At 57.5% G+C, this 15,457-nt stretch carries 15 protein-coding genes; 8 read left to right on the forward strand and 7 right to left on the reverse strand.

Features of this window, described 5'->3' with window-relative positions; genetic code table 11:
* Positions 1-69: 69 nt before the first annotated feature.
* The 3 genes from NOR97_RS20025 to NOR97_RS20035 all read right to left on the reverse strand — a co-directional run bounded on the left by NOR97_RS20025 (position 70) and on the right by NOR97_RS20035 (position 5,325).
* Entirely contained in the window at positions 70-678 is a 609-nt protein-coding gene (locus NOR97_RS20025) for a hypothetical protein (protein ID WP_171676466.1), read from the reverse strand.
* Positions 647-1,576, reverse strand: coding sequence for a homocysteine S-methyltransferase family protein (locus tag NOR97_RS20030; protein WP_171676464.1), 930 nt, complete (start codon positions 1,574-1,576; stop codon positions 647-649). The genes NOR97_RS20025 and NOR97_RS20030 overlap by 32 nt, the downstream gene beginning before the upstream one ends.
* A 119-nt stretch (positions 1,577-1,695) precedes the next feature.
* Positions 1,696-5,325: a BTAD domain-containing putative transcriptional regulator gene (locus NOR97_RS20035; protein ID WP_171676462.1), complete on the reverse strand. Its 3,630-nt coding sequence runs from the start codon at positions 5,323-5,325 to the stop codon at positions 1,696-1,698.
* 176 nt (positions 5,326-5,501) lie between these two features.
* On the opposite strand from NOR97_RS20035, the gene NOR97_RS20040 reads away from it, so the two are divergent.
* On the forward strand, positions 5,502-5,690 hold the full coding sequence (locus tag NOR97_RS20040; RefSeq protein ID WP_170424930.1) for a hypothetical protein: 189 nt from the start codon (positions 5,502-5,504) through the stop codon (positions 5,688-5,690).
* 83 nt (positions 5,691-5,773) lie between these two features.
* On the forward strand, positions 5,774-7,150 hold the full coding sequence (locus NOR97_RS20045; protein WP_257601439.1) for an MATE family efflux transporter: 1,377 nt from the start codon (positions 5,774-5,776) through the stop codon (positions 7,148-7,150).
* 123 nt (positions 7,151-7,273) lie between these two features.
* Here NOR97_RS20045 and NOR97_RS20050 read toward each other — a convergent pair whose 3' ends face one another.
* Positions 7,274-8,542, reverse strand: coding sequence for a DUF2384 domain-containing protein (locus tag NOR97_RS20050; RefSeq protein ID WP_257601440.1), 1,269 nt, complete (start codon positions 8,540-8,542; stop codon positions 7,274-7,276).
* Between the two features lie 193 nt (positions 8,543-8,735).
* Positions 8,736-8,972 (reverse strand): DUF6429 family protein, encoded by a 237-nt coding sequence (locus tag NOR97_RS20055; protein WP_171676560.1) that lies wholly within the window; start codon positions 8,970-8,972, stop codon positions 8,736-8,738.
* Positions 8,973-9,183: 211 nt separating this feature from the next.
* On the opposite strand from NOR97_RS20055, the gene NOR97_RS20060 reads away from it, so the two are divergent.
* Positions 9,184-9,435, forward strand: coding sequence for a WGR domain-containing protein (locus NOR97_RS20060; RefSeq protein ID WP_257601408.1), 252 nt, complete (start codon positions 9,184-9,186; stop codon positions 9,433-9,435).
* 137 nt (positions 9,436-9,572) lie between these two features.
* On the opposite strand, the gene NOR97_RS20065 is transcribed toward NOR97_RS20060, so the two are convergent.
* The gene (locus tag NOR97_RS20065) at positions 9,573-9,881 is read right to left on the reverse strand and encodes a hypothetical protein (protein WP_171676816.1); all 309 of its coding nucleotides are present in this window, start codon (positions 9,879-9,881) and stop codon (positions 9,573-9,575) included.
* Positions 9,882-10,476: 595 nt separating this feature from the next.
* On the opposite strand from NOR97_RS20065, the gene NOR97_RS20070 reads away from it, so the two are divergent.
* The 5 genes from NOR97_RS20070 (at position 10,477) to NOR97_RS20090 (ending at position 13,813) form a co-directional block, all read left to right on the forward strand.
* Positions 10,477-11,823: a DUF3560 domain-containing protein gene (locus NOR97_RS20070; RefSeq protein ID WP_171676814.1), complete on the forward strand. Its 1,347-nt coding sequence runs from the start codon at positions 10,477-10,479 to the stop codon at positions 11,821-11,823.
* On the forward strand, positions 11,820-12,128 hold the full coding sequence (locus NOR97_RS20075) for a hypothetical protein (protein ID WP_171676812.1): 309 nt from the start codon (positions 11,820-11,822) through the stop codon (positions 12,126-12,128). Before NOR97_RS20070 ends, NOR97_RS20075 begins: the two co-directional genes overlap by 4 nt.
* On the forward strand, positions 12,125-12,733 hold the full coding sequence (locus NOR97_RS20080) for a methyltransferase type 11 (RefSeq protein ID WP_171676810.1): 609 nt from the start codon (positions 12,125-12,127) through the stop codon (positions 12,731-12,733). The genes NOR97_RS20075 and NOR97_RS20080 overlap by 4 nt, the downstream gene beginning before the upstream one ends.
* A 10-nt stretch (positions 12,734-12,743) precedes the next feature.
* Entirely contained in the window at positions 12,744-12,938 is a 195-nt protein-coding gene (locus NOR97_RS20085; RefSeq protein ID WP_171676808.1) for a hypothetical protein, read from the forward strand.
* 713 nt (positions 12,939-13,651) lie between these two features.
* A complete protein-coding gene (locus NOR97_RS20090; RefSeq protein WP_171676806.1) occupies positions 13,652-13,813 on the forward strand; it encodes a hypothetical protein in 162 nt (53 codons plus the stop codon).
* Positions 13,814-14,354: 541 nt separating this feature from the next.
* Here NOR97_RS20090 and NOR97_RS20095 read toward each other — a convergent pair.
* On the reverse strand, positions 14,355-15,380 hold the full coding sequence (locus tag NOR97_RS20095) for a GlxA family transcriptional regulator (RefSeq protein WP_171676804.1): 1,026 nt from the start codon (positions 15,378-15,380) through the stop codon (positions 14,355-14,357).
* Positions 15,381-15,457 lie beyond the last annotated feature (77 nt).

The following is a 15,457-nucleotide window of genomic DNA, read 5'->3' on the forward strand; positions in this document are numbered from 1 at the left end:
TGGTTGTGCAGTTGGCGGATCGCATCCGATCGGAGTACGGTCCGCGACAAAGGCGACCCGTTGAATCGCCTAAAATCCCTTGTCGGAATCAACGATCTCGAATGTCATTTCTGACGGCTCAACTGCCCATTGTGCATTCTGGCGCAGCCAGGCGGTGCCCCCGATGTTAAAACCTGAGATGTGCAGAATTGTATTTCTGGTCGCACTTGGCTGACCAACGATCTCGACTCCGCGCGTGACTAGTGTCTCGCCGCTTGTGAAGCGGAAGACTTGCACAGTCGATATCCTGAGCCCCTTGTTGGCTTGCATGCCATCGGTGATATACCAACCGCTTGCTAACCATGTGCCGATCACCTTGTCGGCAAAGACCGGTTGACCGCTGGCGGAGAAGCCATTGCGGTCATCTACAATTGTGCCAGCGGGATATATGACTCCGTGATCAACAAAGCTGTGGAGTTGACCTGCACCATTCTTCAACTCTTTCGGAGCTGCAAACGCAGGCCCCGCCGGTTCCTCTACGACTTGAAAAACTGTGGGAGGATCGGCGTTCGCCTGTGTGAGGAACGCGGTGGCAAGTGCTGCCGCGATTGGCAATTTCCCTGATCTAAACACGATATTTCCTTTCCATTTTGAACGACTGGTCGCCCTAGGCAATGGCAGCAGTGATTTCTTGGACATGGCGGTGATCGGTGCCGCAGCATCCGCCGACCACGTTGAGATTGGGTAGGAGTTCCTTCAATTCGACATAGAGACCTGCCAATTCGCGTGCATCGCCCTCATCAAGCTCTTCTGCCTCATCCAATTCGGCATGACTCAAGCGCGACGCATTGGCCCGGACTGAATGGATACGCGACAGCCAATCGTCGTTGCCGCGCAGCTTGTCCGAGAAATGGTCGGGATGGGCGCAATTGACCATGTAATAAACGGGCGGTGTGTCGCAGGCGGCGTCGACGGATTCGATGGCTTCGCCCAGCGGTGTGCCGTCCGGCAGACGACCGTCGGTTTCTACCGTAAAGCCGATGACGCAGGGCAACCCAGCCTTGGCTGCGGCCCGTGCGATGCCTATGGCTTCGTTCGGGTTGGTCATGGTAATCGCCGACACCATATCGGCGTTTGACGTTGCGAATGCCCCGATCTGAACGGCGTGATAGGCCTCGGCCTCTTCCATAGTCATTGTTTCGCCGGGCACATAGCCATCACCGCGTGGCCCGATATTGCCGCTGACAACGACAGGGACAGAGGCGTTCGCGTTGGCGCGCAGGTCCGACAGTAGTGCGATGGCTTCGCGGTTGATCTCGACGATGTCCGACGCCGAATAGCCAAGGCGTGCGCCCCATTCCGGGCTTGCCCTCCAGGTCGGGCTTTCAAGAATGACGCCCATGTCGCGTTCCTCGCCGAGTGCGATGAAGGGTTTGAAATAATCGGCCAGGGCCTGGCGGCCCGCATCCGAACGAACGGTTTCGAAGGAAGCGAATTCCCGCAGCTCGGTTCCATTCTTGAAGATCAGCCAGGTCTCAAGACCGGCATCGGTCAGAAAGGTCTGACCATTGAGTTGCGGCAGGTTGTTGCGGAACATGTTTCTCTCCTGAATTGCTCGACGGGCGGTTGCCCGGCGTGATGCGAGAGAAATTGCAGAAGATGCGTGACCTGACCGGTAGGAATGGCGTGACAGAACCGTAAAAGCGGTCTTTCGAATTATTCGTCAAACAATTCTGGCCAGAAGCCGCTGAGATGTGCTGCAGTCAAATCCTTGCGCAACGCAGCGACCTCGGTCTGGTCCGGGTTGGCTTCAGCCCGAAGCAGAGTTGTTCGGATCGAGAGTTCAGCGAATCCAGTCAGTTCCGCCCCGGATCGTTCCCTGAGTTTGTGCGCGTAGCTTATTGCGACATCGGGCATATCGCGGGTAGCCTGTGCCGCGAAATGGTGAAAGAAAATCAGCGCGTGCGACATGCTCGCCTGCGCGAATAGCGCTTCCCCTCTTTCAAGCCAACTCATGCGTTCGTCGCGATCATCCAACGAACAGGCGTGGAGCGCGGCAAAGGCTGGCCACATATAAGGTGTTGGTCGTTCTCTGACATATCGACCGGATATCTCGCCCAGCGTCTCCTTATCACCTAGTAACAGCGCCCGCGTGCACTTGGCGCCGTCGATATCGCTTTGGAACCGGTTCTCGCCAATCCTGTCCAGGAGTGCCGAGATTGCTTTAAGTTGTTCTTCGAACCCATCGAAATTCCGGTCCAGAACAAGGTAATCCAAAAAATCTACCCGTGCGGCAAATTCGTTGCGGGCATTTCCCTCGGCAACGGCGCGTTCGATTGCAACCGTCGCAAGGGACATCGCCTCGTCGCCGGGATCGACAAAGAAACTTGTGTAAGACAGCATGTGGCGATGGGCATTGGCGACCATTCCTAGGTTGTTCTGTTCTGCGAAGGCAACGCATTCTCGAAAACGTTCGCGGGCCGAGATCAGCTCGAATGCCGCATAATGTGCATCGCCCAGCCCGCCGAGGGATCGCGCAATTTGGGTGTCGTGGCCACCCTGCCGGGCAAGCAGCAAACCCTCGCTATGTGCGGAGAAGGCTGCTTGAGCATCGCCTGCAATGAAAGCGCGATTTCCAAGCTCGGTCAGAAAATCGCAGCGCGACAGATCGGAAATGTCATGGGTCGTCGTCAGCCTTTCGGCTTTGGCGAACGCTGTGTTGGCCTCGTCGATTGCGCCTTGAAATCGCAGCATCCAGGCCTGACCCACCAGGGCGCGCAGCCGGGCGCTGGCACTTTCCGCCGTGTCCGTCGCCTCGCGGTAAAGGGCGATGGCTTCGTCGATCTGTCCCTGATCGCGCCGGATATCTGCCAGCGACCGTTGTAATTCGGCCTTGTTGTCGCCGGTGCAAGCGGAAGACAGGCCCGAAGTGACGAAACGTTCCGCGACTGTGAAACGGTTCTGCGCCACTGCCTCGATCGCTGCAGCAACCGAGGCGGTCGTGGCTTGTTCGGCGTCGCCACTTGCAACTGCGTGTTCAGCCCACTTGAATGCATCCCGTGACATGTAATGCATCGCGGCTGCCGTATGGGCGGCCCGGCGTTGTTGGTCGGGTGTAGCTTCGTAGATGGCTTGCTGGATCAGCGCGTGGTCAAACTCGATTTGCGACCCGCGCGTGTTCAGAAACCCGGACGTCAAGACTTCCGAGGCAAATGCGGGGCCAAATATCTGTGCAGCATCCGACCTTGGGAAACTGCGCCCAAGCACTGCAGCATTCTGGCAAAGGTGTCTGATTTGCTCGTCCAGGCGATCCAACTGAAGCTGGGCCAACGCAATCACCGAGTTTGGAATCGTATCGCCCAGTTCGTTGCTGGCCTCGGTTAGTCGGATAGTGAACAACGGGTTTCCAGCCGCGTGCTCAACGATCCGTGTCGCGTCCTCTTCGGCGTTTACAGATACGGTGCGCGCCAGGGCCATGGCCTCGCTTTTTCGAAGCGGCGACAACATCGTGACGTGGACAGGTGTTTCCATCGATTGTGCCTGAAGCACAGGGCGCAGCCTTTCTTCATTCGCGCGCTCAGTCGCCACCACAAACACCCGATATAAGTAGAGGCGACTGGATAGCAACGCCAGAAAGGCGATTTCCTCACTCGTGGCCCAATGGCAATCGTCAAGAACCATCGTCAGGCCCGTTTCGGGAACATAGTCAAGCATGGCGCATATGGCATCCACCGCCATGCCCGACAGAACGGAGGGGCCTATGCCGGAGAGGTTAGATCGGTGATTGTCGAACAGGGTAAACAGGAAAGGGTTCCGGTCCGCTTCCGCCACGTGCAGATCTTCGGGTGAGCGCAGGTTCAAGAGACCGGCCAGTCTTGTGGCAATCCGCGAACGCAGGGGATCCTTATTCCCGGTGGTGGGATTGAATTCCATTCGCAACACAAGACCGCCAACCTCCTTGGTGCGGCTTTCTAGTTCCTCGGTAAGCCGGGTTTTCCCCATGCCGGCGTTGCCCGCCAGGATCGACACCGATCCTCTGCCGTCCATCGCCTCGTCTTGTAAAATGCCAAGCTGCAACAGCTCGATCTTGCGTCCGACAAATGGCAGCCGGGGTCTAAGGGGGCCTCGCTCAACGCTGACCAGGCGCCAGAATTTTCTGCCGCGAAAATCTTCCTCGACGAATTCGGCCCAGCCTCGCGTCTGGTTGCGCAAGAACGATCCTGAAAGGACTTCGCCTGGTGCAGCCATGAACGACAACGCTTCGGCCCGGCGCAGGGGTTCGCCGTGAATATTGCCCCCATCCCTTGTCACCAATCCCAAAGCCATGCCCGCCGCAAGGTCCGGCAGCTCGGAAATCGCCTGCGATGCTGCCTCCAACGCGTGCAATGCATCGTCTTCGCGAGAGGTTTCAAGGCCGAACAGGAAGCAGAGGTCATTGGCAGTGGCGTGCAGTTTCTCACCACCGAAGCCTTTCACAATCGTCGTCAAAGATTCGACCGTATCTTTCCGGGCATCCAACCGCAGGCACAGGACCGTGACCAGGCGCATGGTCGGGAACGTATCCTCGACCTGGGTTTCTGGTGGTGTGGTATTATCGTCGCGGGGTATCTGCGCTCTTTCATTTCGAATGCGGTGGTATAGCTCCGTGGTTTCCTTCTCGGGCGCCACGTCGAGTTCGCCACGCAAGAGTGCCTGTAACGTCTGATATTGTTCCATTGCCCGAGACGACCGCCGACTATTGGAAAACGCCTCCATGAGTCGTCGGTGGGCGGCCTCGTTGAGCGGGTCCAGAGTGATCTGGCGCAGCGCCAGCCGGATTACGTTTTCGTGGTTGCCATCTTTCGCTTCGGCCTCGGCGCGCGTGGCAAGCGTGGTTATCAACCGTTCTGATTGGTGGCGTCGTTGGGCTTCCAACCATTCCTGCAATGTGGGGTCACCGACGTGTACGCCTTCCAGGAATTCGCCAAGCCGACAGAGTAGGGCCACCGGAAGATCGACCGACAAACTATCCAGGTCGTATTCCATTCGCGCATCATCCAGCCAGACGCTGGCCACATCCGATTGAAGAAGTGATGCCGCCGGTCCCATCACATCGCGCAGCCTGGACAGGGCTTGGCGCAAAGACGCGCGCGCTTGAGCTGGGCCGTGGTCGGGCCAGAGAAAGGCCGCCAGTTGCGGACGCGTCATCGTCCGGCCCCGTTCGGTGGCCAGCCGCGCCAGCAGCAACTGCCCCTTTCTTGAAGAAACCTTGGCCGCCTGTCCGTGTACTTTCAGCTCAAAGGCGCCGAGCAGGTTCAGCGCAGAAGTCGCTCCTTCGCCTAACCTGTCACCGTAGGTCTCTGTCATACCGTCCTCCACGTACCCAACTTTCACCGAGTATGTGCCCAAGGCAACGAAAGATTGGGAGGCCGACCAGTGAGAGGCGTCTTTTACGGCTTTGTCACGCGCTGAATTGCAGCCTGGTTACGGTGGATCGGGATTGGTGACCGAACAACGCAATCCAATATCGAAAGGATTCCAAAATGACCAAAGATCTCATCTTTGCCGTCGCCGCTATAGCGCGCTTGGCACCCAGGTGGATGCAGGCAAGCGTCTGGTCGCAATCGACGTCGCTGAAACCCATACAGCCGTCGTCTTCGCGCCCGCTGGGTTTCACCGCGTTCATAGGAGCCAGCGCCACGTTTGAGATCCTGAAAAGCGTCACGAACTAGGGCTGAGCGATCCCGCAATCCACGCTCCAGGACTGCCTGTCTCGGGCGTGCCCGCAATGACAACCGAAATCCACGAGGCCGCCATGACAGCTGCAGACATCACAACCGAAACCTTCCGTCCGCGCCGCCGCCGTTTAGCGCGCTATATTGATACCTGCGAGATGCGTAAGATCTCGCGTTTGGCCACACCTATCGCGTTGGTGGCGATGGTCAACATGGCCATGAGCATCACCGATACCTTCATGGTGGCCGCGCTTGGGTCACAGGCGATGGCAGCGGTGGCGATTGGCAGCGATTTCTATTCGATTCTATTCTATCTCGCGACCGGGCTGCTGGCGGGATTGTCCCCGGCCTATGCGGAAGCCTGGGCCAAAAGAGACTATGCACGGTTAGCCCGGCTGAGAACCGTTGGTTGGATGTTGTTGGCGGCCGCCGCCGTTCCAGTCATCCCTGCCATTTGGTTTGCGCCGAATTATCTTGGGGCGCTCGGGATCGACCAGGGTCTCTTGCTGGAAGGCACCGGCTATACACGGGCCATGGCCCTGACGCTGTTGCCCATGCTGGCGGTGACCTTCTACCGCAACCGCCTTACGGCATTGGAGAAACCTGGGTTGATCCTCAAAATCACCCTTGGGATCGTTCCGCTTAATGCGGGTCTGAACTGGGTCTTCATTTATGGTGCCGCCGGGTTCGACGGGATGGGTGCCACTGGCGCAGGCGTGGCCTCTTGCCTGTCCGCCATCTGCATTGCCATGGGGTTGGCCTGGCTGGCCTGGCGAGCGGAGGATCGCGGCCTAGCGTGTTGGATCGACTTCGCTGAGTTCAGGTCCGCGGTGCGGATCGGCTGGCCCATCGGCATCGCGACGCTCGCTGAAGTCGGCATCTTTTTGGGTGCCACATTGTTCATTGCCGCCATAGCCCCCCAGGACACTGCGGCGCATGCTATTGTCTTGCGGCTGGCGGGCTTCACATATGCCATCCCAGTAGGGCTTCTTCAGGCCGCGATGGTACGCATGGCGCGCCTTGGGGTCGATGCGCGGCGCGCGCACCGACGACGTGTCATCGCCAGCGCGACCGTGATCGCACTGGTCTCGGGTGGCGCATTGTTCCTGGCCCTTGCAGCTTTGGCGCTCCCCTTGTCGGAGGTGGTTATGGGCAATCAACCCGATGCTGCCGTGCTGACACGAACTTTGGTGATGCTGATTCTGATCCTGGCAGCAATTGAGATTGCGGAGCCCTTGGGCACGACCTCAGCGGGACTCCTGCGTGGCTGCGACGACACGTGTGTTCCCATGATCATCAGCCTGTTCGGAAACTGGGGTGTCTCATTGCCGCTTGGGCTGGTGCTTTGCCTTGGATTTGAAACAGGCGCAATCGGTGTCTGGGTCGGCATGGGAATCGGCAACATCACTGCATCGCTGTTTATGTTTGTGCGTGTCAGGCACTACTGGCAGCGTTGAAACTCCGGGAGTGGGTGCATTCGATATGCGCTCACGGCAACTACCAGAAATGACGAGATGTGCTGCCGCTCCATGAAAACCTGGCGAAGGTCTGGGAGAGATTTCACTTGATCGATCGCGGGTTCACTTTCGGTAATCTGACAATCCGAGCTCGTCCCACATCCAGCTGAAATCATAGTCTGCAACAGGAGAGCCGGTCTGGCGCGCGCTGCGGTTTTCGATTGTCTTCAGCCAGTCTATGACTTTCTTCCTGCCCGCCGTGGTGCGAGCGGCCTGGCGCGGGGTCTTGCCATCCAGGGCCGGGATCGGCTGATCAAGCGTGTCGCGGTAGTGATGGTCGAGATGTTCGTGGGCAATCTGATGGGCAAGGGCAGGGGGGATGTCCTCTTCTTCTGCCACTTCGCTCTCCAGGCTGTCATCCGCCATCATCTGTTCGGCGGTCTGGATTGATGTCAGCGGAGATTTCACCAGGTCGCCCAGGAGGTCCCGGACCAGGGCTTCGCCGCGTTCAGCGCGCGCTGCAGAGTTCACAGAAAGTGTGAGTGTCCGACCTTTCAGATCTAGGGACCCAAGCACGGAGGCCCCTGACATTGATTTGTCCAACACGAGGCCGGTGCCGTGCTTGGTGCCTGACGGGGTGTCGAGGTCAAGCCAGGTCCAATCCTTCTGGCCTGAGATCACGAGCTCTGCGGACTGTGTTAGCTTTTCAGATACCTGGCTTTGCGTCACTTTGCTGGCGAGGGGGAAGCGCATGTCGTGAAAGAGCAGGTTGTCGCCATCGCTGTTGCTGATTTGTGGTGGTTCCGGATCCAGTAGGTTCGGCAGATGTGCGAAGAGCCAGGCATTGGTGAAGAGGGGTGCGGAACGGTGTAGCTGATCCTGTGTCAGCCTCAGTTCAACGTCGGGGTTCAATTTCAACACGGAGCGGAGCCCGTCTTCAAAAAACGCGACGGTGTCGGGGTCGAAGGGGAGCAGCGCCCCCGAGATCACGTTATATTCCCCCTGTGCGACAACCCGAGCTGCGATGCGATCCCATCGCTGCAGCATCTGCGTCGCGCTGTGTTCCCGGACGGTAACCGGCTCTGCGTCCGAAAGCATGTTGCGCAAGACCATGGATCTGCCGGGGTCTACCTCGCTCACCTCATAAAGGCTGACCGACGCGTCCCGCAAACCCTCGATATAGGCGCGGGTCTGCGCACTCTCTTTGGAACCGCTCCCTTTCAGATAGGCATCTACAGCGTTTTCGGCGTCCGGTCCGAATGTCCTGCCCAGCAAGTCTTCCAGGCCACCGCCCCACAGAACCATTGGCCAATCCTCGCCCAGCAGGTCGCCCAGATCCTCGAAATCGAGATCAAAGGCTTCGAGACTTGGCAGAAAATGCTCGTCCAACACGTCCGCGAGCCGCTCGTGCCAAATCTCGTCACGGGTGATAAACCGAATGAGCCCACCAAGATCGTTCCCCGTTGTCATCTTCAGCTTCTCCCTGTTCGCCAGACAGAGGCGATCTAGCGCAGATTGCAACCGCCAGCCAGATCACAGGCTTGTGCAGATCTGCGTTGCATGGATGGTCTTGTCGTGGCGAATGCTATGTCTTTGGCTCCCGCTCAAAAAGCTCTGCGAAAAGTTCTTTGGATCGATGCAGGCCTTGATCGGTCAACACCACCGATTTTGCCTTTCCAACCGGATCCAGGATCAACCCCTTCCGGTGCAAGCGGTCAAGCGCGTCCCAGTCAAAGCCTTTCCATGCGCGGCGCTCGTCATGCAGCGTCAACCAGAGCAGCGCCAGGACTGCCTCATCCACTTTGTTTTCATCTACGTCCATAACCACAGCGGACGCGACAAGGGTCGGGCTCGTCAACCCTGATCCGGGGAATGGAGGGACTGCAAAGATCTTCAACTCGCATATGGTGCGACCAGAATGATAAGGCCGGGTGAAACCCGTGCCGCCTCACATCACGGGTATGAATCGCTCCCGGCGAATAGATATCGCATTGTCATTGGACAGCTGGGCTGTGCCAAGAAATACTGGGCGCATGGAGCTGACAGACACCACACCTGTCCACCTGATCCATGTAGACCCTGACGTCAACATGGCACGGTTCTACGGAATAGAGTTGCAGCCGACGCTGTTTGGTGAAGTTTCCGTTCTTCGCACCTGGGGACGTATTGGCACAAACGGGCAAGCCATGATGGTGACGTACGATGACGAAGCCCAGGCTGCTGACGCGCTCCATATACTTGAAAGACAAAAACGTCGCCGAGGCTATGTTCCGGTTGGAGCATAGGCGATTGATCCCATGGTTAGATGATGCGGCTTATTCAATGGAACGGTACGCAGCAAGGCATGTGTGAAAGCACCGCATCTGAGGTTCTTCCAACGTGGCAAGGCAACGCCAAAGGTGCCAAACCAACGCGATATTGTTCAAGGTTTGTTGCTATCGATCCAGCGGGACATCAGAGTGCGATCCCGAAAGCACTCGTCCGGAACAGGACTGCGCTTGATCCGGGCGATGCGTTCCGCAAATGCCACCTGCTTCGAGCTTGGCCTTGTATCGCGAACGCGAGGTGCTGATCTCTGCGTGTCGATCCATTGGCTCATCGCGCGCCGATCTTGCTGGATTTCCCAGGGCAAAACGACGTTTTGTTGCTCTGCCAACTTGCGTGCATAAGCAAGTTGCTTTGCCGTTGCTGGCAGTGCTGTCTGTGTCTCTGAAATGGCAGTTTCGGGCATCAGTTTTTCCCCTTGGCAGCTTAGCAAAAGAATAGAACAAAAGGGGTTCAAAAGCAATCATATTGTGGGTGCTTAACGTAAGTATACTAAATATAGTGTTTCCGTCGAGGCAGGATAACACGCGTGCTTTTGTTTTCTGACAAGACCACGCAAACGGTGAATTGAGACCCGCGCGCGGCGCGCGGTTCACATTGATCAATTGACAGGGCTGAGGATCGACGCGCTAAAGCGCGCTCACCCCGGCCCTGGCATTGTCCAATAGTGGGGCTGCTGTGACCGGCAGGCCGGTCCCATCATCCCGATCCGCCCGCATCCTGCGTCGGGCCGGTCAAGGGGCAAGCGCCGCGCGGTGCGCGTCGTCTCCATGTCAAAAAACCGGTTCCTCCCACGCGCGAGCGCGCGGTTCCCTCCCATTTTTTTGCCACTCCGACCCCGTGACAGTCCCGCCCCAGGCCACAGGCAGGGCTTCGCCCTCCTGTTCTGCCAGCCGATAGATGTGGTCCATCTATCAGCTAACAGATCAGAAGGCCGCGCCCATTGGCGGAAAGCTGGGAAACACCGGCAACCGCATCGCCACGATAAGGAGACGCCACGAATGGCTGATTTTGATATTAATATCAGTGCAACTTACTCCCCCGAGGACAATAAGATCCGTTTGTATGCCTCGGAGCGATTGGACGCCGACACATACGAGCGCGTCAAAGCCGCAGGCTTCAAGTGGGCACCTAAACAGGAATTGTTCGTTGCCCCAATGTGGACCGTTGCCCGCGAAAACCTTGCGCTTGAACTGGCAGGCGAGATTGAACCCGAAGAAACCACAATGGCCGAACGGGCGCAGATCACAGCGGATCGCCTGGACGGGATCGCACAGAAACGCGCCGAACAGGCAAACGCATTTCACCGGGCCGCTGATGAACTGTCCCGTGCATTCGAATTTGGTCAGCCTATCCTTGTCGGGCATCACTCCGAGCGCAAAGCCCGCAAGACACAAGAGCGGATGCACAACGCAATGGACAAAGCCGTTAAGGCTCATGGCGCTATCGGTTATTGGCAATATCGCGCGGCAGGTGTCGAGCGTCATGCAAACCGGAAGAATGACCCCAAGGTGCGCGCGCGTCGGATCAAGAAACTACTGGCCGAGCTGCGCGACCTTCAGCGCCGGTTGAACGCTGCGCATAAAGCCTTGGCAATGTGGGAAAGCGCGACCACTGACGCGCAAATCAGTTTCATTCTGGGCCGCAGCCCTTCGGTGCCTTGTGGCCTCTATTCGGCAGTTACAGACGGCAAGACCACACCGGCAGAAGCCCGCGCGCAGTGCATCGAGGCCGCAAAACGCACCATCGAAAGCGACCACCTGTCCCGCTGGATCACTCACACCTTGAACCGCCTTTCATATGAACGCGAAATGCTGGGCGATGTGCCACGTTTTGAAGGTGAGATTACGCCGACTCTGTTGCAAATGTTTGTCCGCGAACACGGCGCAGACAAACCGAAGGGGAAAAAGGTCGATGACGATCTGTTTTCTGTGGAATGTGACGCCCCGTTGCCCGCTCATGTGGCCGATGGCAGCACCGTTGAGCTATCCGCCGACGAGTGGCGCGACTTGATGCAGTCTTGCGGGTACGTGCCGCCCGAAAAGAAACCGGCAAAGCCGCCTATTCTGAATTTCAAAGCGCAGAGCGGCAAATTTTTGGTTCGCAACCCGTGGAATAGAACAGTCGAGTTTGTTCCACAGGTGGAAATGACCAAGGCCGAATTTGCCAAAATTGGCACCGACTACAGGGGAACGCGGCTTTCAGCTTGCGGCGCTTTCCGGGTGCGGATCGCACCGAACCCGAACCACGAAGGGCCGCGTTTCTCGGCTGGATGGGCTGCTATCCTGATCACCGATCAAAAGCAGCATGACGCCCCTGCAGATTTTGACGAGGAAATTGCACAATGACCCGTCATTGGGAAACCCACCTTTACACCTACGCTGTCGCGCTCACTCAGGGCGCGGCAATCCTGCCCGAGAATTTGCAGGGGAGGCGGCAAAAGGCAATCAGCCACGGTCACACGGAGGGAGAATGCCAGATCGTTGAAGCCGACCCGATGGAATACGTTCAGGAGGGTTTTTCGCGCCTGACCGTTCTGGGCAAGGCGGTCACAATGCGCCGTTTGATGGAGACCGGAATCGAGGCAAACACGGCGCAACGGATAGTCAACCAAGCCACGAACGCCCTTGAAGTTGAAAGGCTAGGACGATGACTCAGAAACGGCCAAGCATCTACTACCGCCCGAACAGGCCCCTAACCATTCCGGTTAGGGTGCGGCATGACGCGCCCCAACTGGACGAGCTGAAGGCCCCCGAGGTTATCGCCGTTGACAAGTTCACCGAATGCCACGTGACGCCCGATCCTGTAGCCGCGCGGATGGTTGGTTATCTCGGGCCGCAAGGTGACTATCTGACATTGGAGCCAAGCGCCGGGACCGGCCAGCTCGCAAAGGCGCTGATTGCATCAGGTCACAGCACTTGCGAATTGACTATGATCGAGCGCCACAACACGCTTGCGGCAAAACTGCGCGCCATTGGCCCCACGATCAACCGTTGTTTTCTTGAGTATGCGGAGGAAGTCAGAGGCCGCGCGCAGTTTCCCCGTATCATCATGAACCCGCCTTTTAAGCAGGTACGCGCCCACATCGAGGCGGCTTTGTCCCTGCTAGGGCAGGGTGGGCATGACGAACCGGCAACCCTTGTTGCCCTGGTCCCTGTCACATTCCACCACGACGAGGCCGAAGAACTCGAAACCTTGCCGCCAAACACTTTTTCGACGGCCAGCGTTCACACGAAAATCATCAGAATCCGCCGCTGAGGGAAAGCCGATGTCTACAAAACCAATTGTCAGGATCGCTTGCGATGCAATGCAGTTTTTCGAAATCGACTTGCCGGATGGAACGGACCCGGAAACCTACGCCGATTCAGACGAAGCCCGTGCCCATTTTGCCGATCTGGTTTCGTTTGGCTTCATAGATTTTCAGCTTGTCCGCCGGTTTGACAGCGACGGAAAGGAGGTTTGACCACTGCTTGCGCGCCGCCATGCGTGGCGCGCGGCTTTCTTAGGTCGGCCAACACGCCTACCATTCCACAGTCTCAGATCAGAGGTCGCCTATGAATCAAATTCTTCACCGCATCTATTTGTCAGGGTATGGCGGTTGGACAATGCCCCGGCCACTTCGCCGCATACTTGCGCGTTCGTCATTTCATCGCGCATGGCTGAGTGGCCGCAACGGCTGCTTTGTCGAGGCTGGCACACGTTACAGCCCAGCAAACCCCTATCCGGGCTAACCAGCTCATTCGGTTGTGGCGTCCCGGCGAACCGGGGCCACCGCCCCGATTAGCCAGGACTGTGCGCTTCCAGCGCACGGGGCCGCATGGCGGCCGGAACGGATCGGCTTTAACGTCCGCTGTTGCCGTGCTAATCTCACTAAGCCGACGGCAATCGGCAAAAACGCTCTTTTGAGCCAGTCGGCCCGATCGTTGCCGCGAGTCTGGGCCGACTGCCTTTCCCTCAAAACTCTAAGTTCTGCACACACCGCACCAGGTCGCCGGTTCCACTGCGAACCTCTGTTTTTTGCGCGCCTGCCTTAGATCCGTCCCGATGAAAATGAGCGGCCAAGATACACGCCGCGCAGACCCGTAAACACCAAGCCCTACGATGCGCTGCGCGCGTGTTGACTGGTCTGCTTTCCCGGCGTGTTCGGGAGCCGCGAATTTTCAACAGGAGACAGACATGAAATACATTCGCAAAAAATCAAAACAGCTTCGCAAACTAGCAGCTCGCCGCCTAAAAGCCGTGAGAAAACAGCTTCAGAAAATCGACTTGAGCCTCAGCATCGAGGTCAACTTGATCTTCATTAAAATCACTTTCACTGCCAAACGCCGGGAGCCTTAGCTGTAATGACCTGCAAACATAATCAGTTCGGCTTGCAATCATCCTGATTTTCGGCCTGAATTATTTGCATCTATCGGAGGGGCCAAACCCGGATTATCTGCGAATGAACCCAGATTATTTGCAACCAGCCTGCAATCATCCGCTCCGGCTCACATTAAATGCGAACAGGGTTTTCCCCGCGTTTTCAAGTATCTGCCTTCTCATCAAATTATCCAGCCACTGAACGTAGATTGTTGGACGCGATTTCGAGACAATATTATTCAGCGGTTGTGGCGTCGTGGATGGCCATGCTCTGCTGTCTGGAAATCCCCCGTTTCCCAGATCCGCCGTTCGGACAAAGCGCGGCGAAGGCGTTGGGAGAGCCCAACCCGTAAATCCGATTTTCCCGCTACGCGCGCACGCGTCACAAAATAATACGGCATGAGCGAAAAATTCGGTGCCGCCCCGCGGCGCGACTACCCGTCATTCATGCAGACCGCGGCTTCGATCATGAATGCTGAATAACAAGCCCACGCAACTTGCATCATTCGAAGCACTCGTTCTAAAGCGCCGAAGGAGCCAGCGATAAGCGTTTCTTCCGATAGGCCGATGCAGGCATGCCCACATATCTCCGAAACGCATTTCGGAAACTTGATGGCTCTGTATATCCAACCTCGGCAGCTATATCGTCGATGGGCATATCGGTCGTTTCCAGCATCTGTTTAGCCTCTTCGACCCTGAGCGTCTGAATGTACTCAACCGGGGTCTGCCCGGTGGCTTTGCGAAACCGCCGCAACAGACTTCGCTCGGTCAGACCGCTTCGGGCGGCCATGGCGGCAACTGGGGTTGGCAGGGCATAGTTATCCGCGGCCCAAACCTGGGCATCTGCAACCAGCGCATCCTCATGTTGTGCTCCCGCAATCAAAGAAGCGTAGTGCAACTGTCCTTCAGTGTGAGGCTGGAGCAAGTAAATCTTGGCGAGGCGTCGGGCCTCATCCTGTCCAGCAATTCGGCCGACCAGATACAGAACCAGATCACCCCACGCAGACGCTCCACCAGCGGTCACAATCCGATGCCCGTCACCCGCAGGTATCAGAATTCGTTCTCGGCGCACGCGGACATCCGGGAATTTCCGGGCGATGACATCACAGAAACTCCAATGACTGGTGGCATCAAGGCCATCCAACAAGCCCGCCGCCGCGAGTAAGAGCGCACCAGAACAAACAGACGTGATGATTGCGCCGTCAGCGTACGCCTTGACAAGCCACGGGATCACCACGGCGAATTCATCTGGCAACGGTGCGTCAGGCGCAAGATGCAGATCAGGAACGATTACCAGGTCAGGTTGACCATAATCGGCCAGTGATCCGTCCGGCGTGATACGTCGTCCGTTGATGTCGACATAAGGTGCTCCATCTACCGACAACATCTTGGCGTCAAAGATCTTCGCCTTGGGACGGGCCCCATGTAGCATTTCCCAATCCCGGCCGACCGAGGCAAGTGCATCGAGAATACTGTAAGCCGTCGAGGTTCCGACGCAGGGCAAAGTCACAACCGTTGTACGACAAGGGGCTTTGAATGTTTGCATCGCTATGTCCGATATTCACCGTTTTGGTCAATCTTGGGCATATCACGACTCGCAACCTTGCGGCAATACCGATGCAG

The organism is Ruegeria sp. YS9 (genome assembly GCF_024628725.1).
Classification (GTDB): domain Bacteria; phylum Pseudomonadota; class Alphaproteobacteria; order Rhodobacterales; family Rhodobacteraceae; genus Ruegeria; species Ruegeria atlantica_C.

What these genes read in the sequence shown, in the direction of transcription:
- NOR97_RS20070 (WP_171676814.1), top strand. Translation starts at nt 10,477, where the DNA reads ATGGCTGATTTTGATATTAATATCAGTGCAACTTACTCCCCCGAGGAC.
- NOR97_RS20035 (WP_171676462.1), bottom strand. Translation starts at nt 5,325, where the DNA reads ATGACAGAGACCTACGGTGACAGGTTAGGCGAAGGAGCGACTTCTGCG.
- NOR97_RS20055 (WP_171676560.1), bottom strand. Translation starts at nt 8,972, where the DNA reads ATGGACGTAGATGAAAACAAAGTGGATGAGGCAGTCCTGGCGCTGCTC.
- NOR97_RS20030 (WP_171676464.1), bottom strand. Translation starts at nt 1,576, where the DNA reads ATGTTCCGCAACAACCTGCCGCAACTCAATGGTCAGACCTTTCTGACC.
- NOR97_RS20045 (WP_257601439.1), top strand. Translation starts at nt 5,774, where the DNA reads ATGACAGCTGCAGACATCACAACCGAAACCTTCCGTCCGCGCCGCCGC.
- NOR97_RS20040 (WP_170424930.1), top strand. Translation starts at nt 5,502, where the DNA reads ATGACCAAAGATCTCATCTTTGCCGTCGCCGCTATAGCGCGCTTGGCA.
- NOR97_RS20085 (WP_171676808.1), top strand. Translation starts at nt 12,744, where the DNA reads ATGTCTACAAAACCAATTGTCAGGATCGCTTGCGATGCAATGCAGTTT.
- NOR97_RS20080 (WP_171676810.1), top strand. Translation starts at nt 12,125, where the DNA reads ATGACTCAGAAACGGCCAAGCATCTACTACCGCCCGAACAGGCCCCTA.
- NOR97_RS20075 (WP_171676812.1), top strand. Translation starts at nt 11,820, where the DNA reads ATGACCCGTCATTGGGAAACCCACCTTTACACCTACGCTGTCGCGCTC.
- NOR97_RS20025 (WP_171676466.1), bottom strand. Translation starts at nt 678, where the DNA reads ATGTCCAAGAAATCACTGCTGCCATTGCCTAGGGCGACCAGTCGTTCA.
- NOR97_RS20065 (WP_171676816.1), bottom strand. Translation starts at nt 9,881, where the DNA reads ATGCCCGAAACTGCCATTTCAGAGACACAGACAGCACTGCCAGCAACG.
- NOR97_RS20090 (WP_171676806.1), top strand. Translation starts at nt 13,652, where the DNA reads ATGAAATACATTCGCAAAAAATCAAAACAGCTTCGCAAACTAGCAGCT.
- NOR97_RS20060 (WP_257601408.1), top strand. Translation starts at nt 9,184, where the DNA reads ATGGAGCTGACAGACACCACACCTGTCCACCTGATCCATGTAGACCCT.
- NOR97_RS20095 (WP_171676804.1), bottom strand. Translation starts at nt 15,380, where the DNA reads ATGCAAACATTCAAAGCCCCTTGTCGTACAACGGTTGTGACTTTGCCC.